The sequence below is a fragment of the Halorubrum sp. PV6 genome, assembly GCF_003990725.2.
In the GTDB taxonomy this organism is placed as follows: domain Archaea; phylum Halobacteriota; class Halobacteria; order Halobacteriales; family Haloferacaceae; genus Halorubrum.
The window spans coordinates 116,674-137,953 of the sequence record NZ_CP030064.1 but is presented as its reverse complement, the minus strand read 5'-3'; the positions used below and the strand labels follow the sequence as shown (position 1 = coordinate 137,953).

16 protein-coding genes and 3 tRNA genes are annotated in these 21,280 nt (G+C 67.6%); 9 read left to right on the top strand and 10 right to left on the bottom strand.

Translation table 11 applies throughout. The features are described from left to right. Nucleotides 1-323: 323 nt before the first annotated feature. From DOS48_RS14425 to DOS48_RS14410, 4 genes are all read right to left on the bottom strand, one after another. Nucleotides 324-1,745 (bottom strand): SipW-dependent-type signal peptide-containing protein, encoded by a 1,422-nt coding sequence (locus tag DOS48_RS14425; protein WP_127116423.1) that lies wholly within the window; start codon nucleotides 1,743-1,745, stop codon nucleotides 324-326. Nucleotides 1,746-1,886: 141 nt separating this feature from the next. Continuing rightward, complete coding sequence (locus tag DOS48_RS14420) at nucleotides 1,887-3,344, bottom strand: TasA family protein (RefSeq protein WP_127116422.1); 1,458 nt, start codon at nucleotides 3,342-3,344, stop codon at nucleotides 1,887-1,889. A gap of 147 nt (nucleotides 3,345-3,491) precedes the next feature. Further along, a complete protein-coding gene (locus DOS48_RS14415) occupies nucleotides 3,492-5,198 on the bottom strand; it encodes a VWA domain-containing protein (RefSeq protein WP_127116421.1) in 1,707 nt (568 codons plus the stop codon). A 96-nt stretch (nucleotides 5,199-5,294) separates the two neighbouring features. After that, complete coding sequence (locus DOS48_RS14410) at nucleotides 5,295-6,161, bottom strand: TasA family protein (protein ID WP_127116420.1); 867 nt, start codon at nucleotides 6,159-6,161, stop codon at nucleotides 5,295-5,297. Nucleotides 6,162-6,584: 423 nt separating this feature from the next. Between DOS48_RS14410 and DOS48_RS14405 the strand changes: the two genes are divergently transcribed. Continuing rightward, on the top strand, nucleotides 6,585-7,121 hold the full coding sequence (locus tag DOS48_RS14405; protein ID WP_127116419.1) for a hypothetical protein: 537 nt from the start codon (nucleotides 6,585-6,587) through the stop codon (nucleotides 7,119-7,121). Nucleotides 7,122-7,522: 401 nt separating this feature from the next. Here DOS48_RS14405 and DOS48_RS14400 read toward each other — a convergent pair whose 3' ends face one another. Then, nucleotides 7,523-8,428 (bottom strand): hypothetical protein, encoded by a 906-nt coding sequence (locus tag DOS48_RS14400; protein WP_127116418.1) that lies wholly within the window; start codon nucleotides 8,426-8,428, stop codon nucleotides 7,523-7,525. A gap of 305 nt (nucleotides 8,429-8,733) precedes the next feature. Between DOS48_RS14400 and DOS48_RS14395 the strand changes: the two genes are divergently transcribed. The 4 genes from DOS48_RS14395 to azf all read left to right on the top strand — a co-directional run bounded on the left by DOS48_RS14395 (nucleotide 8,734) and on the right by azf (nucleotide 13,476). Continuing rightward, on the top strand, nucleotides 8,734-9,285 hold the full coding sequence (locus tag DOS48_RS14395; RefSeq protein ID WP_127116417.1) for a helix-turn-helix domain-containing protein: 552 nt from the start codon (nucleotides 8,734-8,736) through the stop codon (nucleotides 9,283-9,285). Nucleotides 9,286-9,345: 60 nt separating this feature from the next. Next, entirely contained in the window at nucleotides 9,346-12,105 is a 2,760-nt protein-coding gene (gene mutS / locus DOS48_RS14390) for a DNA mismatch repair protein MutS (RefSeq protein ID WP_127116416.1), read from the top strand. A 52-nt stretch (nucleotides 12,106-12,157) separates the two neighbouring features. Further along, the gene (gene sepF, locus DOS48_RS14385) at nucleotides 12,158-12,508 is read left to right on the top strand and encodes a cell division protein SepF (protein ID WP_127116415.1); all 351 of its coding nucleotides are present in this window, start codon (nucleotides 12,158-12,160) and stop codon (nucleotides 12,506-12,508) included. 74 nt (nucleotides 12,509-12,582) lie between these two features. Beyond that, entirely contained in the window at nucleotides 12,583-13,476 is an 894-nt protein-coding gene (azf, locus tag DOS48_RS14380; protein WP_127116414.1) for an NAD-dependent glucose-6-phosphate dehydrogenase Azf, read from the top strand. Nucleotides 13,477-13,487: 11 nt separating this feature from the next. Here azf and DOS48_RS14375 read toward each other — a convergent pair whose 3' ends face one another. Beyond that, complete coding sequence (locus DOS48_RS14375; protein ID WP_127116413.1) at nucleotides 13,488-14,135, bottom strand: DUF309 domain-containing protein; 648 nt, start codon at nucleotides 14,133-14,135, stop codon at nucleotides 13,488-13,490. A gap of 85 nt (nucleotides 14,136-14,220) precedes the next feature. Then, entirely contained in the window at nucleotides 14,221-14,475 is a 255-nt protein-coding gene (locus tag DOS48_RS29255) for a hypothetical protein (protein WP_244629350.1), read from the bottom strand. A 640-nt stretch (nucleotides 14,476-15,115) separates the two neighbouring features. On the opposite strand from DOS48_RS29255, the gene DOS48_RS14365 reads away from it, so the two are divergent. Continuing rightward, complete coding sequence (locus DOS48_RS14365; protein WP_127118809.1) at nucleotides 15,116-16,957, top strand: cation:proton antiporter; 1,842 nt, start codon at nucleotides 15,116-15,118, stop codon at nucleotides 16,955-16,957. 451 nt (nucleotides 16,958-17,408) lie between these two features. Here the strand turns inward: DOS48_RS14365 and DOS48_RS14360 are convergent. After that, a tRNA-Arg gene (locus DOS48_RS14360) sits at nucleotides 17,409-17,481 on the bottom strand. Between the two features lie 338 nt (nucleotides 17,482-17,819). Here DOS48_RS14360 and DOS48_RS14355 point away from each other — a divergent pair. The 3 genes from DOS48_RS14355 (at nucleotide 17,820) to DOS48_RS14345 (ending at nucleotide 20,857) form a co-directional block, all read left to right on the top strand. Next, nucleotides 17,820-19,268 (top strand): single-stranded DNA binding protein, encoded by a 1,449-nt coding sequence (locus tag DOS48_RS14355; RefSeq protein WP_210755388.1) that lies wholly within the window; start codon nucleotides 17,820-17,822, stop codon nucleotides 19,266-19,268. A 152-nt stretch (nucleotides 19,269-19,420) separates the two neighbouring features. Further along, nucleotides 19,421-19,852: a histone family protein gene (locus tag DOS48_RS14350; RefSeq protein ID WP_127116411.1), complete on the top strand. Its 432-nt coding sequence runs from the start codon at nucleotides 19,421-19,423 to the stop codon at nucleotides 19,850-19,852. After that, nucleotides 19,853-20,857 carry a histone deacetylase gene (locus tag DOS48_RS14345; RefSeq protein ID WP_127116410.1) on the top strand — a complete coding sequence of 335 codons (1,005 nt, stop codon included), beginning with the start codon at nucleotides 19,853-19,855 and terminating at the stop codon, nucleotides 20,855-20,857. Nucleotides 20,858-21,081: 224 nt separating this feature from the next. On the opposite strand, the gene DOS48_RS14340 is transcribed toward DOS48_RS14345, so the two are convergent. After that, nucleotides 21,082-21,154, bottom strand: a tRNA-Asp gene (locus DOS48_RS14340). 30 nt (nucleotides 21,155-21,184) lie between these two features. Next, a tRNA-Asp gene (locus DOS48_RS14335) sits at nucleotides 21,185-21,257 on the bottom strand. Nucleotides 21,258-21,280 lie beyond the last annotated feature (23 nt).

Below are 21,280 nucleotides of genomic sequence, written 5' to 3'. Positions count from 1 at the left end.
GTCTCAGTCCGTATGTATGGACTACCTACCGAACCGGTCCGACGGTCCTACCTGAGGGGTACGCGGTCCTTCCCGACCGATTCGAGCGGATCCGCGCGAAATCTCGGTTCGGCCCCGGTCGCGTCCGAAGTGTGGGCCTGGAGGCGGTCTCCAGACCGGCGACTCGTGCCGCAGTGGGCCGAATTTACTGTTATGTATGATATCTTGTCCCCGAGGGGGAACGCCCACCGACGGAGTCGAACCGTCGTCCCGGCCTTTCGGGTCCGGAGTGGGGGGTGGTCGGTCGGACGGGCGCCGTCGCGCCCGCCGCGTCACGCGCCGATCTAGACGTTGATGACCCCCGACGCGTCGGTGACGTTGTCGATGGCCGCGCGGCCGTCGTTCGAGCTGTTCGGCGACGCGACGCCCTCGCCGCCGTCGCTGGCGAAGACCTCCTTCACGACGAACTGGGTCGGAACGCTCGACAGCGCCGGCAGGCCGCTCGTCCAGTCGATGACGAACGTGTAGGTCAGCCGGTCGGCGCTCTCGACCGCGAGGAAGCCGGGCGCGTCCTCCGCGGCGGTGTCGAAGCGGTTGTTGTTTCCGCCGGTGCCGATGTTGCGACGGATGTACCCGCCGTCACCGCTCGCGCCGCTCGTGCTGTTCGCGATGCCACCGGACCGGGCACCGGAGGTCGCGCTGCCGAAGCCGAACCGGAAGTCGTCGTTCGGGCTCTCACCGAGCCCGTCGGTGTTGACGTCGAAGTTGGCCTCGACGACGTAGGAGTTCGGGTTGCTCGGCCACTCGCCGAGACCGGAACTGCCGCCGCCGTACATGTCGCCGTCGAGCTCCACCTGCACGACCGTGGTGGGGCCGCTGCTCACCCGCGCGGTGATCCAGCTCCCCGTCGCGTCGCCCTGCTCGTCGCCGTCGCGGTCGACGCCCGGACCGGCGTCGGTCGTCAGGACGGTGTCGAACTCGACGCAGGGGTTGTTCGTCCCGTCGTTGTGACGCGACTGCTCGGCGTAGAACTCGAAGTCGAATTCGACGGAGTCGGACTGGATCTCGTTCCCGACGCTGGTGGGAACGATCCAATCGAAGCAGACGCACTGCTCCGCGACGTTCGGCGCATCGTCGACGAACGGCTCCTCGACGCCCTCGAACGCGGGGCGGTTCGCCACCGGCGCGCTCGGGTCGCCGTCACCGTACAGCGGGACGCCGGCGCGGAGCGCCAGCATCACGTCCCGGAGCGAGCCGGAGACGATCTCGGCGCCCTTCGCGCCGTCGCTCGTACAGTACGAGACGGTCACCTGCATCGCGTCGGCGAGGTCGCCGCCGGCGGTTTCGTCCGACTCCGTTTCGGGCTCGTTCATCCCGTTCTCGTCGTTCGCCGTCAGATCGCCGCACATCCACAAGTACGCCGGATTGTTGACGATAGAGAAGCAGAAATCACCCTCGCCGGAGTCTCCGGGCTTCAGGTCGGAGACCTGAATGCTGAGAGGATCGCCCTCGCCGCCCCCGACGACGTTGCCGTCAATGAAGGTCCCGTCAGGGGTCTGGTACTGCGCGTAGCTGCCCTGGTCCTCAGAGTAGTCGACGTGGACGAACAGGTCGAGCTCGCCGGCCGTGAGGGAGTTGCCCTGGAAGGTCTCCGTGTCGTTGAAATACGCCGTGGTGCCGAGGCCCGCGCCCGCGGAGGCTACGCCCACCGCTCCGAGTCCGACCAGCATCTTGCGCCGCGAGAGTCCGATAGTGTCGTCGTTCATTGTGTATCATCCCCGAAGGGAACTCCCGGTGGCGGTCGTGAGCCGCCGCGTCGGCCGCCCGAAGGCGCCGAGCCGGGGATCGGGCGGGAGTTCCGCCCGAGGCGAGCGGGCCGCCCGCTCGCTGCCGCGGTTTCAGATCGGTCAGTTACCGGCGCTGGTGCTGTTCGCTTCCGTTCCATTAAACGTCACAGCGGGATCGTCGTTGTGGCGCTCCTGCTCGGCGTAGAGGCCGATGTCGAAGGAGATCGAGTCGGTCTGGACCTCGTTGCCCGCCTCGACGAACGGGAGCTCCCACTCGAAGCCGATACACTGGGTCGTCGCACCGGGGTACGCCTGCGTCCCCTCTTCGATGCGGTTGCCGTCCAGGGGGACGCCCTCGGAGAGGGCCGCGAAGACATCGGTCATGGAGCCTTCGATGATCTTCTGTTCGCCTTCCAAGACGATCTCCGCGATCTCGGCGTAGACCGTGTCGAGGTCGGCCGGATCGGGCGCGACGAACGCGTCGTCGGGCGAGCTCGCGAGGCTCTGGAGCAGCGAGGTGTTGGCGCTCCCGAGCGCGATGGTGAAGATGCGGATGCCGTCGTCGTTCTTGGCGGCGTCCGCCGCGGTGGTCGCAGCGGTCGCACTGGAGTTGCCGTCGCTCAGCAGGATCATCACCTTGGATGCGCCGGGCGTGGCGTTGGTGCCGTTCACCAGTTCGTCGGCGGCCTCGTCGATGCCGGCCGCGATGGACGTTCCGCCGCCCGAGGAGTACGCGTTGATGGCGTCCTTGACGAGCTGGTAGTCGTTCGTCAGCTCCTGGTCTGTCGTCGCGCTGGAGCTGAACGAGATAGCCGCCGCCTCGTCGGGAGACGAGAGGTTGTCCACGAAGCCCGTCGCGGCCGTCTTGAGCGACGAGAGCGGGGTTCCGCCCATCGACCCGGAGACGTCGCTGACCAGGGCGACTTCCAGTTCGTTGCGCTCGCCCGTGCCGGTGGGCTCGAAGACGTTGTCGCAGTCTTCGTCGTACCAGACGCAGACCTGAATCTCGTCGGCGAGCTCGCCGATGCCGTCCGTGTCGGTGCCCTCGTCTACGATCTCGGGCTCCGTCTGTCCCCTCTCTTCGTTGCTGGTGATCTCGCCGGCCATCCAGAGGTACGCCGGGTTGTCACAGATGTGGACGCTGATCGTCACTTCGCCGGAGTCGCCGGGCTTCACGTCTTCGAGGGTGAAGATCGGAATGCCGTCGCCGTTGACGAGGAACTCGTCCGCCTCGGGCGAACAGAAGTCGAAGACGTCGCTTTGCACGAGCGTCTCCCACTCCTCGATCTGCTCATCGGTGGGCGCCTCGCCGAGCAGGTACCGCCCGTCGCCGAGCGACTCGGCGTCCGGGTAGCCCATCTCCTGGATGTCCGACAGGCGGCCGGGGCCGCCGAGGTAGGTTGATTTGTAGTCGAGTTTTAAATCGAGAGTTCCCGCAGTAAAGGAGTTGTTTGCGAACGTTTCTGTATCGTTGAAATACGCCGTCGTTCCGAGTCCCGCACCCGCAGAGGCCACGCCGACCGCGCCGAGGCCGGCCAAGAGCTTGCGCCGCGAGAGTCCGGTTGTGTCGTCATTCATACGGAATCATCCCCGAGTGGGGAATCCCGACAGCGGTCGTGAACCGTCTCGTCGGCCGCGAAAAGCGCCGAATCGGGACGCAGGCGTGTCGCCGTAGCGGCGAGCAGATGGCCTGCGTGGAGTCTGTGTCTCAGCGACGGTTCGGGATCAGGCCGAGACCCCCGCGCCGTCGTTGTGGCGCTCCTGCTCGGTGTAGAAGCCGAGGTCGAAGGCGAGCGTGTCGCCCTGGATCACGTTGCCCACTTCGAAGGGCAGTTCCCAATCCAGTCCGATACAGTACATCAGGCCGTTGCCCTCGAACGCGTCGCGGTCCTCGTCGGCCGCGGGGTCTTCCAGCTCGTCGTACATGGTGAGGATGTTGCCGTCGAGCGGGATGCCGTTCCCGGAGGACAGCGCCGCGAGCACGTTGTCGAGGCTGTCTTCCATGATGATCTTCTCTGCGACGAACTGGCTGGCGAGGACGCCGAACACCGTCGGGATCACCACCGGGTCGTCAACATCGTAGAAGAACTGGGGATCGTCCCCCGGCGATGTCGCCGCACCGGCCATGTCCTGCAGGATGCTGTCGTTGGCGCTACCGACCGAAACGGTGTACAGGTCCGTCGCCGGACTGGGCGAGGAGCTGCGCGCGTCCGTCGCCGCGTCCTGCGGCGAGCTGAACGACGTCGAGCCGGTGCCGTTGAACGACTCGCCGTCCGACAGCACGATGTTCACCGCTTTGATTCCCGGTCGCCCGTTCAGCGCGAGCTCTGCCTGCGCGTCGTCGATACCTTCGCCGATGAAGGTGCCGGTCGCGATACCGCCGGACGCAAGCGTGTTGGGGTCGGGGCTACCGTCGCCGTCGAAAGGCGTCGAGCCGGCACCGCCGCTGACGACGTTTGCCAGCTTCTGGCGCAGGCCATTGAGCGACGCGTCGACGACCGAGAGGTCGCTGGTCATCGGCTGTAAGATGCCCGTGCGCGGCTCGGTGTCGCCGTTCCTCTCGCCGTCGAAGTAGGCGATACCGACCTGGACGTCCGCGTTCTGCGCGTCGAGGTACTGGACGAACTCCTTGGCCGCGAGCTCGACGAGGTCGATCTTCGTCGTCTCGGAGAAGTTGTCGGGACCGACCGTGATGGGGTCTTCGCTGACGACGCCGGTGTACTGGCGGTACAGCATCGAGCCCGAGAAGTCGAGCGTCAGCATGATGTCGGCGGGCTCCGCCTCGTCGCGGACGTTGTCGCAGTCCGCGTCGTACCAGAGCTTCGCGTTAATGAACTGCGCGAGGTCGCCGCCGTCGGGCGTGTCGACCGCCAGCTCTGGGTCCGTGTCGACGCCTTCGCTCTCGGAGACGTTGTCGGCCTGCATCCAGACGTAGCCGGGGTTGTCACAGAGGTGCAGCGAGAAGGTGATCTCGCCTTCGTCGCCGGGCTTCACGTCGGTGAGTTGGACCAGCGTGTCCATCTGGTTGCCCGTGACGGGGTCGGTGCGGAAGTCGGCCTCGTCGATTGGCGGAATGTTGTCACAGTTCAGGATCGGGAGGTTCTCCCCGGTGCTGTCCGGGTCGTCGATGTCCACGTAGTCGCTGTACTTGATCTGTCCGCCGTCGCCGTCCGAGATCGACTGCTCCCCGTCGCCGTCGTGGTCGGGGTGCGCGTTGATGAAGGTGTGGCCGTTACCGAAGTCGTACGTCTGCTGCCAGTCGACGAGCAGGTTGAGCTCACCCGCGGTGAGCGAGTTGCCCGCGAAGGTCTCCGTGTCGTTGAAGTACGCCGTGGTTCCGAGCCCTGCGCCCGCAGAGGCCACGCCGACCGCGCCGAGGCCGGCCAGGAGCTTGCGCCGCGAGAGGTCGAAGTTGGTTGAATCGTTTGTCATTGTATGTGTGTGTATACTGTGTGGATAGTCACGACCTCCCGCGGCGACTACCGCGTCGCCGTAGGGCGGTTCGAGCTGTTCATACTGATCGCGAGATCAGTTGGTGGAGTTCACCGGTGCCGAGTTGTTGAAGGGGTCCTCGTTGTGGCGGACCTGTTCGGTCTCGAAGACCAGGTCGAACGAGAGGCTGTCACCCTGGATGACGTTGCCCACGACGAACGGGACCTCAAGCAGGAGACAGAACGAGTAGACACCCTCGCTCTCCGTGTCGTTGATTGCGAGGAAATCACCGTTCTCGTCTTTGACGATGTATCCGCCGCTGAGGATGTCGTCGGCCTCGCGCGCGTTCGTGTAGTGCGCGTCTGCGCTGGCGACACCGCCAACGTCAGGCATCGCGTAGGTGATGCCGGACGCGTTTGCGGTAGCGTTGGGCGCGTTGTTGAAGACGGGGTCGAGGACAGAGAGTCCAGACTTGTCGCCGCTGGTGTCGTCGTAGTTCTGCCACACGGACGCGAGCATGAACTCGCCGAGGTCGGCGCTGTTGTTCGCGTCGCCCTCAACTTCCTGTTCGGGCTCGGGGTTCGCGCCGCCCGCCTCCATAAAGTTCTCCGTGCGGATCTGCACGTATCCGGGGTTGTCACCGACTTCGATGTCGAAGCAGATGATCGCCCAGTCGCCGGGCTTCACGTCGTCGACGACGAGGCCCGCGGTGACACCCTGGCCGTCCGCGGTCACGGACATGGGGATGTCGGTCTGGCCGCTCCAGTAGTCGTCCGCCGCCACGAGGTTCGCCGTGACGCTCATGTCGAGCGTGCCGGCCGTGAAGGTATTGTTCTCGAAGGTTTCGGTGTCGTTGAAGTATGCCGTGGTGCCGAGTCCGGCACCCGCGGAGGCCACGCCGACTGCGCCGAGTCCGAGAAGCATCTTGCGCCGCGAGAGTCCGATGTCGTTGTCTTGGTTCATGGTTGATTGGTGTCCGACACGCCTCCGGTTTGGTTGGTGGCTAAGTCGGTTACTCCTCCATGGGGGGGATACCCACGTAGTTACGAGCAGCCATGTCACGATGGAACGAGAGCTAGAACCGACTGGAACGAGCCGTTCGACCGGCGGTCCGACGCGCCTACCGAAGCCGAAAACGACCGCATGAGCGCCCTACTCGGGCCAAAACGGCGGTACGGGTGTCGTACCATCGAGGCGGCACCGAGCCGGGGAAACCGAGGCCGTAGGGCGGTCGTACCGGCCCGCGGGCTATCGGTTTGCTCGGGCGGTCCCCGGCTCGTCGACGACTCGGCGGGCGCGGTATCTACTGCATACATATGCCAGCAACAATCGTTATAGCATCCAACAACTGACGGCTTCGCGAACAGCGGAGCGTCGGAGTGACAGATGAAATACCGACCAGACATCCTCCCGGCAGAACAGGTGTACGCAATTCTCGCGAACGAGCGCCGCCGGCGCGCGCTCGAACACATCGAGAGCGTCGGCGGCGTGGTGACCGTCCACGAGCTGTCGACGCTGGTCGCCAGCCACGAGACGGGCGACGCCTCCCCGCCCGCTCGGTGCCGAGAGAGCGTCTACACCTCGCTCGTCCAGACGCACCTCCCGAAGCTCGCGGAGGTCGGCGTGATAGAGTATGACAAAGCGACCCAGACCATCGAGCTGTCGCGCCACGCGCGCGACGTGTCGCTGTACACCGAGATCGTCGCCAAGGGCGGCATCACGTGGTCGGAGCTGTACCGGGCGCTCGGCATCGTGTCGCTGACGGTCCTCCTCGCGGTCCTCCTCGAATTCTCGGCGTTCGCGCTCATCAACCCGGTGCTCTGGACGAGCCTCTCGCTCGGCGCGTTCGCCGCCGTGGGCGCGTACCAGCTGTGGGTGAACCGCTTCTCCGTCATCCGGCAGTTCGGCCGGCGGCGGCGATAGCCGACGACGCGTCGGCGCCACGTCGGACGGCGCGAACTGACGCGTCGGAACCGAGGGATGTCGGATTTTTCGAACGCAGAGACGACCAGCACAGCGCTCCGCACGGATCGGCACAGAGGGGCTCAACACGAGTCGGCGGCGCGCCACCGACCCGATCCGAGTTGGAGCGCGACGAGACCCGATCCGAGCGGCGGGTACGACGAGACCTGATTCGAGCGGTGGGTACGACGAGACGCGGGCGTCCGGCCCCGCACCCACCACGCGGCGAGCGGCCGGCGTACGCCACGCGACTCCGACGGCGACGGCGGTTTTTTAAAATGCCTGACCGACAGCGAGAGGGGTTTATGAGTGAGCGACCGGCGACGACAAAGAGTGGTGAGGGTGCGAAGGCGAAACAGGCGTCAGGCCGCCTCGGCGGCGGGCGGCGACGGGAGTTGCATCTCGAACAGGCGCGCGTCACACTCGGTACAGCGCCCGGCGACCACGTCGTAGCTGCTACAACACGACTCGACGACGCGCTCTTCGAGCGCCACGGGACCGTCGCAGGCGGGACACTGTTCGACGAACAGGCGGATCGCACCGAGCACGTCGCTCCGCGCCGCGAGCGAGAGCGCGGACCAGTCGTCCAGCGTCTCCGAGAGGGCGCGGTTCGCGGCGACGTCCGAGAGGAACGCGGAGCGAGACTCCCAGTGGCCGATACGCTGGCCGTCGGCGAACGCGAACGCGGCGCCGCCGCCCCAACTGAGCGAGAGCGACGCCTCGGGGACGCCCGTGAGCGAGGCGAGCGACGCCACGTCGGCGTTGGGGTCGTCGTCCGAGACCACGGGGCCGTCGGTCGGAGCGACCGCGTCGAACCGCATCTCGTCCAGGGCGTCGTCCCACGCGGACGCGAACCAGGGAGCAAAGGAGAGGTCGGCTCCGTCGGGGGTCTCGACGAGGACGCCGGACGACAGGAGGTACGACTCCGCGTCGATGTCGGTCAGGGGCGCGGGCTCAGTCCCCTTCCCGAACAGGCGGAGGACGCGCTCCGGGAGGTAGCGTTTCGTGAGTTCGGGCGTCCCCGGAACGAGGTAGCCGCGGAGCCAGATCGCCCCGAGCGCGGCGCCGAACCCGGCCGTGGCGAGGAGCGGTCCGGCGACCACGCCCACCGCCGTCGCGCCGACCGCCGCGATCCCGACGTTGACCGCGGTACACGGGAGACAGCGGTTCTCACCGGTGTACTCGGGCTTTCGGAATCGGTCAAACAGTTGCCGATCGGTCCCCGCTGTCTGCGCCTCCGAGATCCCTGCGTCGTGTGACGTAGTCATACGCTGACGTTGGCGTCAAACGGTCGTATGTATGCGTCGCCTACCGGTCGCAAATCGGCGGGGTCCGCGGCTCCCGCGGTCGGGGCTGGTGACTTCGAGGGCGCTGCGGCCCGCTCCGAGCCGACATCCGCGACGACGCGTCGCCCGGTCGAGCGGGGGGAGTTTCCGGCCGACTCCAGTCCGGACGCGACGGAGTATATAAACGTAGCGTAATGGGAGATGGTATCAATTGATATGGTGGGGAGTAGTTAGGGAGAGCAGACAGGTTCAAACAAACGAGAGAGCAATCCCCGTTGACCCCAATTATGACACCCCAAATCGCCGTCGAACAGGACCAGCAGAGCGGCGAGGCCGAGCCCTCGCGCGACGAGATATTCACCGCGTTGAGCAACGCACGGCGACGGCGGGTGATCAAATATTTAAAACAAAACGAACCGGAGGCGCGCGTGCGCGACATCGCGGAACAGTTGGCGGCGTGGGAAAACGACCTCGACGTGTCGGAGGTGTCGTATAAACAGCGCAAGCGCGTGTACACCGCGCTTCACCAGTCGCACCTGCCGAAACTGGCGGCGAGCGGGTTCATCGAGTACGAGTCCGACCGGGGGTTGGTGTCGCTCACCGACGAGAGCCGGAAGCTGGAGGTGTACTTAGAGATCGTCTCCGAAAACGAGATTCTCTGGAGCGAGTTCTACTTCGGGCTCGCGGTCGTCGCGGCGCTCGCGGGCGCGGCCGCGGCGGTTGGGACGGTTCCGTTCGCGAGCGTCTCGGGATACACCTACGCGATTCTCACCTCGGTCGCGTTCGGCGTCTCCAGTCTGGTACACCGGCGGATGACGCGCCGCAACCGGCTCGGATAGCGGCCGCGCCGCGACCGACACCCGCAGGGTTTTAGCCGCGCACGGCGGGAGTACGGACATATGGCAACGGGGATCGTCGGGGAGTTCCTCGATCTCAAAGCGGAGACGGACGCGGACGTCCTCGCGATGCAGTGTGGCGACTTCTACGAGTTCTTCGCCGACGACGCCGAGCTGGTCGCCGACGAGCTCGACTTGACGGTCTCACAGAAGTCGTCGCACGGCTCGTCGTACCCGATGGCGGGCGTCCCACTCTCGGAGCTGACGCCGTACGTGAAAGCGCTCGTCGAGCGCGGCTACCGGGTCGCCGTCGCCGACCAGTACGAGACGGCAGACGGCCACGCCCGCGAGATCACGCGGGTCGTCACGCCGGGCACGCTCTTGGAGACCGCCGACGACGACGCGCGGTACCTCGCGGCGGTCGTGAGCGAGAGCGACGACGGCGGCCCCTACGGGCTCGCGCTCGCCGACGTGACCACGGGCCGGTTCCTCGTCACCGAGGTCGAGACCCCCGGCGACCTCCGCGCGGAGCTGTATCGGTTCGACCCCGCAGAGGTGTTGCCGGGGCCGCGCGTCCGCAACGACGACGCGGTGCTCGGGGCGGTCCGCGATGACCTGTCGGGGTCGGTCTCCCTCTTCGACCCGGAGTCGTTCGCGCTGGGCCGAGCGACCCACGCGGTCCGCGAGCAGTTCGGCCGGGAGACCGTCGACAGCGTCGGGATCGACTCCGAGTTGGCGATCCGGGCGGCCGGCGCGGTCCTCGGGTACGTCGAGGAGACCGGCGCGGGCGTGTTAGCATCGATCACGCGGCTCACCGCCTACGGCGACGACGACCACGTCGCCGTCGACGCCACGACGCAGCGCAACCTCGAACTGACGGAGACCATGCGCGGCGAGGGCGACGGCTCGCTGTTCGAGACGGTCGATCACACCGTCACCGCCGCCGGCGGGCGGCTGCTCCGGGAGTGGCTCACGCGACCACGCCAGGACCAACCAGAGCTCGACCGCCGGCTCGACGCGGTCGACGCGCTCGCCGCGGCGGCGCTCGCTCGCGACCGACTGCGCGAAACGCTTGATCACGCGTACGACCTCGAACGACTCGCGGCGCGCGCCACGAGCGGGAGCGCGGGCGCGAGACAGCTCCTCTCGGTGCGGGATTCGCTGGCCGCCGTCCCCGCGCTCGCCGACGCGGTGTCCGGGACCGAACTCGCCGACTCCCCGGTCGCCGCGGTGCTGGAGCGGATCGACCGCGAGCGCGCCGCGGCCCTCCACGACGAGCTCGCGAACGCGCTCGCCGACGACCCGCCGAAGACGAAGACCCAGGGGGGGCTCCTCCGAGAGGGGTACGACGAGGAGCTCGACGAGCTGATCCAACGCCACGAGAAGGCGAACGACTGGCTCGACGGCCTCGCCGAGCGCGAGAAGCGGCAACACGGGCTGAGCCACGTCACCGTCGACCGCAACAAGACGGACGGCTACTACATCCAAGTCGGGAAGTCGGTCGCCGATCAGGTGCCCGACCACTACCGCGAGATCAAGACGCTGAAGAACTCGAAGCGGTTCGTCACCGACGAGCTCGAAGAGCGGGAACGCGAGGTCCTCCGCTTAGAGGAGGCCCGCGGCGAGCTGGAGTACGACCTGTTCGAGGAGCTCCGAGAGCGCGTCGCCGACGACGCCGAACTCCTCCAAGACGTGGGGCGGGCGGTGGCCGAGCTCGACGCGCTCGCGTCGCTGGCGACCCACGCCGCCGGCAACGACTGGACGCGCCCCGAACTGACCGACGACCGCCGGCTCGACGTGGACGCCGGGCGGCACCCGGTCGTCGAGCGGACGACGGACTTCGTGCCGAACGACCTCCGGCTCGACGCGGAGCGCGGGTTCCTCATCGTCACCGGGCCGAACATGAGCGGGAAGTCGACGTACATGCGGCAGGCGGCGCTGATCCAACTGCTCGCGCAGGCCGGCTCGTTCGTCCCCGCGCGGGAGGCCACGGTCGGGCTCGTCGACGGCATCTACACGCGAGTCGGCGCGCTCGACGAGCTGGCGCAGGGGCGCTCGACGTTCATGGTCGAGATGCAGGAGCTGTCGAACATCCTCCACTTGGCGACCGCCGACTCGCTCGTCATCCTCGACGAGGTCGGCCGCGGCACCGCCACCTACGACGGCATCTCCATCGCGTGGGCGACGACCGAGTACCTCCACAACGAGGTGCGCGCGCGAACCCTGTTTGCCACGCACTACCACGAACTGACGACGCTCGCCGACCACCTCCCGCGCGTGGAGAACGTCCACGTCGCCGTCGACGAGCGAGACGGGGAGGTGACGTTCCTCCGGACCGTCCGCGACGGGCCGACGAACCGGTCGTACGGCGTCCACGTCGCCGATCTGGCCGGCGTCCCAGCGCCGGTCGTTTCCCGCGCGGGCGACGTGCTCGACCGGCTCCGCGAGGAGAAGGCCATCGAGGCGAAGGGCGGCACCGAAGGAGACCGGGACGGGAGCGACGGGCCCGGCCGCGCCACCGGCGACACCAAACAGGTCGTCTTCGATCTCTCGTCGGGGTCGTTCTCCGACGGCGAGGGCACCGACTCGGCGGCGAGCGACGGAGCGGCGTTCGAACCCGAGACCGACCGGAACGGGACGCCGCCGGCGTCGACTCGGCCGGACGACGGGGCCGCCGTCGAGGCCGAAGCGACCGACGAGACGGCCCCCGAGACCCGCGCCGTGGTCGAGGAGCTCCGCGAGGTCGACGTGGCGTCGACCGCGCCGGTGGACCTGCTCGCGCGCGTCCAGGAGTGGCAGGACCGGCTCGACGAGAGCGGCTGACGAGGGCGCGTCTGACGTAAGAACTAATGTCTGACCTCCTCGTGTGGTGTGTATGGGTATTATGAGCAAGATCCTCGGCGGCGGCGGGAACCGCTCCGTCGACGATTACGTCGAACTCGACCTCGGCGACTTCGCGGAGGCGCACACGGACGGCGGAATGCAGGTACACATCGCGGAGATCGGCAGCCAGAGCGACGTGATTCCGATCAAAGACGCGGTGTACGACGGCGACTTCGTCATCGCGGACATCACGCGGCACTCCACCTCGGACCGGACGATCGAACACATCATCGACGAACTGCGGCAGGTCGCGCGGGAGGTCGACGGCGACATCGTCCAGAAGGGCGACGACCAGATCGTCGTCGCCCCGACCGGTGTGAGCATTTCGCGGCAGAAACTGTAGGACTGCTTCAACGACGGCCCCGATCGCGGCCGAACCGTGGCATATATGCCCGTCTCGCGCCCACGTACGACCGAATGGACGAGCCGGTCCTGCTGACGGGCGCCGGGGGACGGGTGGGGCAAGCCATCCTCCGCGGCATCGGCGACGACTACGAGTGGCGACTCCTCGACAGGGAGCCGCTGCCCGCGGCGAAGGTGCCGAACAGGGTCCCCGACGCCGACCGGTACGTCGCAGACATCACCGACGCCGACGCGGTCCGAGCGGCGATAGACGGCGTCGGCGCGGTGATCCACCTCGCCGGCGACCCCCGGAAGACGGCCCCGTGGGACTCGGTGCTTCGGAACAACATCGACGGGACGCAGGTCGTGATGCGCGCCGCGGTCGACGCGGGCGTCGAGAAGTTCGCGTTCGCCTCCTCGAACCACGCGGTCGGCGGTTACGAGACCGAAGAGCGCACCCCGGACCTCTATCGGTCGGACGACAGCTACCGGCTGGACGGGACCGAACTCCCCCGGCCCGGAAACCTCTACGGCGTCTCGAAGGCGGCCGGGGAGTCGCTCGGGCGATTCTACCACGACGAGTTCGACATGAGCGTCGTCTGCGTCCGGATCGGGAACCTCACCAAGGACCACCCGCCGCGGGAGTACGAGCGGGGACAGGCGATGTGGCTCTCACACCGCGACTGCGCGCACCTGTTCGACCGGTGTCTGCAGGCGGAGTACGGCTACGAGGTCGTCTACGGGATCTCGAACAACGACCGGCGGTACTACTCCATCGAGCGCGCCCGCGAGGCCCTCGGCTACGACCCGGCCGACAACTCCGCCGACTACACCTTCGACGGGAAACCCAAGGCCGACGCGGGCGTCGACGACGACCCCGACGACGCGGCCGATAAAAACGACGCGGCCGACCCCCCGGCCGAGCCGAACTTCCCGGCGGACCCCGACACGCCGACCGACAACGCCTGACGCGGTAGCAGCTAAAAGAGGTCGTCGACGTCGCGTCGCTTCCGCGTTGCCAGTTCTACGTGATCGGTGAGCCGCGCGGCCACCTGCGGGCGGGCGTCGGGAGTGCGGAGGAACGCGAAGAGGAGTTCGGTGACCGTCGTCCGGGCGGTTCCTTCCTCCTCGCGGGCGAGTTCGGCCGCGGTCTCGAACGCGGCCGCGTCGCCCGGCGCGACCGCGTCCGCCAGCACGGGCGCCGCGAGCAGCGCCGCCGACAGGTCGAGATTGTCGAACCGCGGCGCCGTCCCGTCGATGCGGATGGTCGGGGGGCTCGACCGCTCGATCGCCTCCGGGTCGGCCGCCAGTCGCCGGCACCACTCACGGACGGGTGCCGAATCGAGGCCTCGCGGCGTCGGTCCCGCGTCGCCGAGGTACGTCACCGCGTTGCCCGCACAGCCGACCGCGCCGGACCAGTTGTGGTCGGCGGCGTGGTGGGTCGCCGCCGCGGCCGCGATCAGCCCGTGGAGCAGGCGCTCGTCGCGACCGTCGGCCAGGGGGAGCCACGCCGCTTCCCACGGGTCGTGGGCCGCGAGGACGTGTCCTTCGTTGAAGAGGGCGGCCCCGGCGCGGAGCGCGACGGGAACGGGGGGCGGGGGTCGCTCGTCGGAGTCGGCGTCGGTCATACCGACGGCTCGGAGGCGCCGACAGATAAGCGGTGAGGCCGAGCGGAGAGCGGACGGGAGGAGGGGCTGTCAGCGGGGACCTCGGTCAGCCGTCAGCGGGGACCGACTCGTCACCGGCCGGGAGGCGGGGCGCCGCGCGGTCGACCGCGTCCGGATATCGGCGATGGAGGGCCACGCCGACGACGGTCCCGGCGAGCGCGGCCGCGAGGACCGCGGTCGCGACCGGGAACGCGCCGAGGACGAACGGCAGGGCCGACAGGGCCGCGAGCGTCAGGGCCGCGCGCCACGAGGGGAGGCGGTCGGGCAGCGCTGGCCCGGCGTAGCGGTCGGGGCGTCTCATGCGTCTGGTGCGTCTCGAAGGCGAGTTGTCTCGTCGCATTGGTGGGTGGAGGGTGGCGCGGAGCCCCGCGCCGCGGGCGGTGTCGATGCGTCAGTCGGGGACCGTCGATGCGTCAGTCGGGGACCGTCGTCGACCGGCGTCGGCGAGTGTGCGCCTCGTGGAGTCGACGACCGCGATCGGAACGCCGGCCTCGGCGTCGGACGCGGGCCGGGTCCTCACCCGAGGCTCTGTCGGTCGAGCGACCGGGTCCAACTGTTGGAAGGACGGGAGAGAGGGAGCGCTCGCTCCGACCGGCGAGGCCGACCGCCCCCACGCGGGTTACGCGGGGACGGCGTCGGATCGAGCGACGACCGAACCGCAACCCCGGTACCCGGCGCTCCAGCGGGGGGCGAGCGTGGGGATCGGGGTGCGGGTGGTCATGGGTTGCGCCCAGCGGGGGGGTTCCGCACGGGCGTATCTGCCCGTACAGACGGATGCGGATTAATAATTACCCGTGTGTGCGACGCATTGTCATTATTGGATATTTAATAGAGATGTCCAGCGGTTATTTTGTATCGGGAACGACGCGGCGGGCACGGGTCGTGGCACATACACTAAGACGGGGCGGCCCCTACGGCCAGTAGTCGTGTCCAGTAGCCTGTTGCCGGTCATCGCGGCGATCCTCGTGTCGGGACTCGTCGTCCAGTTGGTCGCGCACCGTCTGAAGGTGCCGAGTGTCATCTTTTACCTCCTCATCGGCGTCGTGCTGGGACCGGAGGTGTTGGGGCTCGTAACGCTGGACACGTTTGGGAGCGGCCTGGAGATCATCGTCGGGATCAGCGTCGCGATCATCGTCTTCGAGGGGGCGTTTGCGCTGCGGATCGAACGGATCCGCGGCGCGTCGACGGCGTCGCTCCGCTTGGTGACGGTGAGCGCCCTCGTGATGTTCCTCGGAACGGCGGCGGCGGTCCGGTTCTTCGAGGGAGCAAGCTGGGATATTTCGCTGCTCATCGGGGCGCTGCTGGTGGCGACCGGACCGACGGTCATCACGCCGATACTCAACGTCGTGCGGGTCAGGGACCACGTCGCGACCGCACTGGAGACGGAGGGGATCGTCAACGACGTGACGGCCGCGATCGTCGCCGTGGTGATCTTCGAGACGCTGTTGCTTGACGATCTGGGCGTCCCGGCGACCGTGCTGTCGTTTCTCCAGCGGCTCGGGGTCGGGGTGGCCGCCGGGGTGCTCGCGACCGTCATCATCTACTACCTGTTGAACAGCAACTTCGTCCCCGAACGCGACGTGCAGGCCTCGCAGTTCCTCGTGTTGGCGGCGGCGGTCGGGGCGTTCGCGGCCGCCGAGGCCGTCGCCGCCGAGGCGGGTATCGCGGCTGCGGCGACGAGCGGGATCCTGCTCGGCAACCTCGACATCGACAACAGAGAAGAGATCGAGCGGTTCGCGGAGAACACGACGCTCGTCGTCTTATCGTTCGTGTTCATCTCGCTGGCCGCGCTGATAGACGTCGAAGCGATCGCGGCGCTCGGGGTCGGCGCGATCGCGCTCGTCCTCGTCATCATGCTCGTCCTCCGGCCGCTCGGCGCGCTGATCGCGACCGCCGGCGTCGAGCGGTTCACCTGGCCGGAGCGGCTGTTCATCGCCGGCGTCGGCCCCCGAGGGATCATTCCGGCGAGCGTGGCCACACTGTTCGCCATCGAACTCGAACTCGCCGGGAACGTGGCGGCGGGCGAGCTGTTGGTCGGGACGGTGTTCGCCGTCATCTTCGCGACGGTCGCGATCGAAGCGGGGCTGGCAAAGCAGATCGGCAACGTCCTTGGAGTGTCACCAATGCGCACGATAATCATCGGCGGCGGCCGGGTCGGCCAGGCGCTCGCCACACGACTGGAGCGGCGCGGAGAGTACGTCGTCATCGTCGAGATGGACGACGAAGTGGTCGAGCGGGCGCGCTCGGAGGGGTTCACCGTCTACGAAGGCGACGGGAGCGACACGGAGACGCTCCGGAGCGCGGGCATCGAGGACGCAAAGCGCGTGATCACGGTGACCGCGGACGACGACATCAACCTCCTCACGTGCCAGCTCGCGATAACGAAGTTCGACATCGAGGCGGTGTACTCGCGGGTGAACGACTCGGAGAACACCGACGCCTTCGACAGCATCGGCGTGACGGCGATCGACTCCCCGACGGCGACGGCGGTCGCCATCGACGACGAGATCGAGCGGCCGGCGATCACACACTGGATGAACGAACTGGGCGACAGCCACGACGTTCAGGAGGTCGAGGTGACGGCGGAGAACCTCGCGGGGAAGACGATCCGCGACCTCAACGCGAAGATTCCGGACGGCGCCTTCGTCGCCGTCGTCAGTCGTGACGGCGAGAATAACGTGCCGTCGGCGGACAGCGTGTTAGAGTACGGCGATCACGTCACCTTCATCGGCGACTCGGCCGCAGTCAAGCGCGCGATGGAGCGGTTCCATCCGCACGATTGAGGCGGCGAGACGGGGTCGTGTGTTTGCAGAGTGAACAAGGAAGTGTCGGAGCGAAACACAGGTAACGGTATATAAATGCCAAACAGCCGTGCGCGTAGTAGAATCTCCTACGTGCGGTGCTGGCCGTGGCTGGTGTGTCCGAGAACAACCTGATAGTGCATCCGAAAACGTCCTGACGGAGTCTCACGCGAGCGAAGCGAGCGTGAGGCACGTCAGGACCGAACGCAGCGGCTCCCGAACGAAGTGAGAGAGCCGCAAAGTGAGCGTCCTGACGGAGATTTGAACTCGGAAAGACGGTCGGCCTCGCTTCGTTGCCGGCGCTTCGCGCCGGCTGCCTGCGAGACCTCCGGTCTCGCTACGCTCGGCCGCTGCGACTTTCCTGCACAAATCTCCGCGGCGTTTTCGGATGCACGCACGGCTCGCGATGCTCGCCGTTTGGTGCATCCGAAAACGTCCTGACGGAGATTTGAACTCCGGTCCCTGGCTCCGCAAGCCAAGAGGATAGTCCACTACCCTACCAGGACTCAAGCAAACGTACCGCGGTAGAACTTAAGACGGTTACGGTACGGAGGCCGCGTGGCGGGTGGTCGCATGCGGCGCGAAGGGGGTCGGCTCCGCACGGTTGACAGAGCGTCGAGCGCCGGACGCGCAGGGACGTGAAACCCCGAGTGAGATTGCACACCTTTTGTATCGAGGGGGCCCGAGGGATCGACATGACCGAACCCCGATCCGCGACGGCGACGCCGCGGACTCGATTGGCGAACGCGCCCCGGAGCGGGCCGAAAGCGGACACGAGCGCGGCCGCGAGATCGCAGCAAGGACAACGCTTATGCGCGGACTCGACAACCGAGGAGGTACGCGTATGGGAGTGATAGAGGACGTCTACGGGGGTCTCGACACCGACGTCGAGTTCGAGGAGTTCGAGGCGGCCGTCGAGGACAAAGTCGAGCAGATGGGCGGGCTCGCCGACGAGGAGACGGCCGCGATGCTGATCGCCCACGAGTTGCGCGACGAAGAGGCCGAGACGATCGCCGACATCGAGCCCGGCATGAACGACGTGAAGTTCCTCGGGAAGGTGACCGCCATCGGGGACGTCAAAACCTTCGAGCGGGACGGCGAGGACGCCGAGGAGGGGCGCGTCTGCAACGTCGACGTGGCGGACGCCTCCGGCTCGGTCCGGGTCGCGCTCTGGGACGACATGGCCGTGGCGGCCGACGAGGAGTTGGAAGTCGGCCAGGTGGTCCGCGTCATGGGCCGCCCGAAGGAGGGGTACAGCGGGCTCGAAGTGAGCGCCGACAAGGTCGAACCGGACGAGGACGCCGAGGTCGACGTGCAGGTGCTCGACACGTACCAGGTGGAAGACCTCTCGCTCGGCGCGTCTGACGTGGACCTCGTCGGACAGGTCCTCGACACGGACGCGGTCCGCACGTTCGACCGCGACGACGGAAGCGAGGGGCGCGTCGCCAACCTCACCGTCGGCGACGAGACGGGTCGCGTGCGCGTGACGCTGTGGGACGGGAAGGCCGACCTCGCCGAGGAGTTCGAAGCCGGCGAAGTCGTCGAGGTCGGCGACGGCTACGTCCGGGAGCGCGACGGCGACCTCGAACTTCACGTCGGCGACCGCGGCACTGTTGAACGCGTCGACGAGGACGTCGAGTACGTCCCGGAGACGACCGACATCGCCGAGGTGGAGATCGACCAGATCGTCGACATCGGCGGCGGCGTCATCGAGACGGACCCGGTCCGCACGTTCGACCGCGACGACGGCTCCGAGGGACAGGTCCGAAACGTCCGGATCAAAGACGACACCGGCGAGATCCGGGTCGCGCTGTGGGGCGAGAAGGCGGACCGCGATATCGACTTGGCCGACCAGGTCGTCTTCACCGACGTCGAGATCCAAGACGGCTGGCAGGACGACCTCGAAGCCTCCGCGAACTGGCGGTCGACCGTCACCGTGCTTGACGAGGGGGGCAGCGCGTCGGGCGCGGGCGGCGACGGCGGGGCGGAGCGCGGTGCGAGCGACACGGGACTGGGTGCGTTCGCCGAGGACGGACAGAAGGCGGCCGCCGAGGCCGTCGCCGGCGAGAGCGGAGACGACGAGGCCGGAGGCGGCGCAGCGGCCGCGGCGGCGGCTGCGACGGAGGGCATCGAGTTCACCGGCACGGTTGTTCAGACCGGAGATCCGGTCGTGTTAGACGACGGCCAGCAGACGAAAAGCGTCGCGACCGATGCGAGCCTGCGGCTCGGCGAGGAGGTCACGGTCCGCGGGACGGAGCGCGACGGGACCATCGACGCCGACGACGTGTTCTAGCCCGTCGCTCGACTGTTCTCGACGGGGAAGCTCGCGTCGGTGGCCGATCGACCGGCATCACAGCGACGCCCGGAGTCGCCGCGACGTGAGCCCTCGGCCGCGGAGAGTGGGTAACGGAAAGCGTTATACGGTACACGGACGCGACTGTGTGTATGAGTGTCGAGTTGCCGTTCGCGCCGGTCGACGGGATCATCCGGCGGAACGCCGGGGACCTCCGCGTGAGCGCGGACGCCGCCGAGGAGTTGGCCCGCCGGATCCAAGCACACGGCGCGGACCTGGCGATCGACGCGGCCGAGCAGGCAACAGCAGACGGCCGCAAAACGCTGATGGCGGCCGATTTCGGCGTCGAGCAAGTGATCCCTCGCGAGGATCTCACGCTCCCGGTCGCCCCCATCGACCGGATCGCTCGACTCCGGATCGACGACCGATATCGGGTGGGCGTCGACGCGCGGATCGCGCTGGCCGACATCTTAGAGGATTACGCCGACAACGTCGCGAGCGCGGCGGCGACCCTCGCACACCACGCCGACAGACGGACCGTACAGGCAGAGGACATCGAGACGTACTTCGCGTTGTTCGAGTAGATGCACTTTGGTTACAGCGAGCGGTGTCTGGAACACGACACCGGCGAACGACACCCGGAAAATCCGGACCGACTGCGCGCGATACGGCGTGGGCTGGCGAAGCGCCACGGCGTCGAGTACGCGGAGCCGGACCCCGCGACGCGGGAGGAGGTCGTCGCGGTCCACGACGCGACGTACGTCGACGAACTCGAGGCGTTCGTCGCCGACGGCGGCGGAAGCTGGGACCCCGACACCGTCGTGAGCGAGGGGACCTGGGACGCCGCGCTCACGTCGGCGGGGCTCGCACAGTGGGCGGCGCGGTCTGCGCTCGACGGCGCCGACGGGCGAAACACGCCGTTCGCGCTCGGACGCCCGCCGGGCCATCACGCGGTCCCCGACGACGCCATGGGCTTTTGCTTTTTCAACAACGCCGCCGTCGCGGCCCAGACGGCCCTAGATAAGGGCGAGGCCGACCGAGTCGCTATCTTCGACTGGGACGTTCACCACGGAAACGGGACCCAAGACGTGTTCTACGAGCGCGGAGACGTACTCTACGCGTCGATCCACGAGGACGGCCTCTATCCGGACACCGGCGAGGTAGAAGAGACCGGGCGCGACGAGGGCGAGAACACCACGGTGAACCTCCCGCTCGCTGCCGGCGCCGGCAACGCGGACTACTGCCACGCTATCGACGCGGTTGTCGCGCCGGCGCTCGAACGGTTCGACCCCGACCTCGTGATCGTCTCTGCCGGGTTCGACGCCCACCGACACGACCCGATTTCGCGGATGCGAGTCTCGTCGGAGGGGTACGCACTGATGACCGATCAGATTCGGTCGGTCACCGACGACGTCGGCGCCGCGACCGCCTACGTGCTCGAAGGTGGATACGGCCTCGACACGCTGGCGGAAGGCGTCTCGATGGTGCACGAGACGTTCGACGGACGCACCCCGGTCAGCGACGACGAAGACCCCGACGAGAAGACCAAGACGCTGGTGGGCGAACTGCAGGACCTGCTCGATTTATAAGGATTTTCAGCCGGTTCGTGACGGTGCGTTGACCAACGGGGTAGGTAAACGACCAGCGACGGACCAGTCGCTCCGAAGGTAAGTTCAAGAAACGCCCGGAGCGGGATTTGAACCCGGAGGACTTCGCTCGCTGCGTTCGCTCGTCCTCAGATTCAAATCCCTGAGCAGGAGTTCGTCGCCGACGGTGTCGGCTCGCTTCGCTCGTCGGTTGGCAGTGACAGAAACGCCCGGAGCGGGATTTGAACCCGCGTCACGACCGTGACAGGGTCGTATGATGGGCCACTACACCATCCGGGCAAACAGCGACTCACCCCGGAAACGTGGGGACGCCCGGAGCGGGATTTGAACCCGCGTCACGACCGTGACAGGGTCGTATGATGGGCCACTACACCATCCGGGCTTGTCGCAGTCATTCGTACCCCT

Bases quoted from the DNA above. Each gene is read 5' to 3' on its own strand.
- DOS48_RS14425 (WP_127116423.1), bottom strand. From the start codon at position 1,745: ATGAACGACGACACTATCGGACTCTCGCGGCGCAAGATGCTGGTCGGA.
- DOS48_RS14420 (WP_127116422.1), bottom strand. From the start codon at position 3,344: ATGAATGACGACACAACCGGACTCTCGCGGCGCAAGCTCTTGGCCGGC.
- DOS48_RS14415 (WP_127116421.1), bottom strand. From the start codon at position 5,198: ATGACAAACGATTCAACCAACTTCGACCTCTCGCGGCGCAAGCTCCTG.
- DOS48_RS14410 (WP_127116420.1), bottom strand. From the start codon at position 6,161: ATGAACCAAGACAACGACATCGGACTCTCGCGGCGCAAGATGCTTCTC.
- DOS48_RS14405 (WP_127116419.1), top strand. From the start codon at position 6,585: ATGAAATACCGACCAGACATCCTCCCGGCAGAACAGGTGTACGCAATT.
- DOS48_RS14400 (WP_127116418.1), bottom strand. From the start codon at position 8,428: ATGACTACGTCACACGACGCAGGGATCTCGGAGGCGCAGACAGCGGGG.
- DOS48_RS14395 (WP_127116417.1), top strand. From the start codon at position 8,734: ATGACACCCCAAATCGCCGTCGAACAGGACCAGCAGAGCGGCGAGGCC.
- mutS (WP_127116416.1), top strand. From the start codon at position 9,346: ATGGCAACGGGGATCGTCGGGGAGTTCCTCGATCTCAAAGCGGAGACG.
- sepF (WP_127116415.1), top strand. From the start codon at position 12,158: ATGGGTATTATGAGCAAGATCCTCGGCGGCGGCGGGAACCGCTCCGTC.
- azf (WP_127116414.1), top strand. From the start codon at position 12,583: ATGGACGAGCCGGTCCTGCTGACGGGCGCCGGGGGACGGGTGGGGCAA.
- DOS48_RS14375 (WP_127116413.1), bottom strand. From the start codon at position 14,135: ATGACCGACGCCGACTCCGACGAGCGACCCCCGCCCCCCGTTCCCGTC.
- DOS48_RS29255 (WP_244629350.1), bottom strand. From the start codon at position 14,475: ATGAGACGCCCCGACCGCTACGCCGGGCCAGCGCTGCCCGACCGCCTC.
- DOS48_RS14355 (WP_210755388.1), top strand. From the start codon at position 17,820: ATGGGAGTGATAGAGGACGTCTACGGGGGTCTCGACACCGACGTCGAG.
- DOS48_RS14350 (WP_127116411.1), top strand. From the start codon at position 19,421: ATGAGTGTCGAGTTGCCGTTCGCGCCGGTCGACGGGATCATCCGGCGG.
- DOS48_RS14345 (WP_127116410.1), top strand. From the start codon at position 19,853: ATGCACTTTGGTTACAGCGAGCGGTGTCTGGAACACGACACCGGCGAA.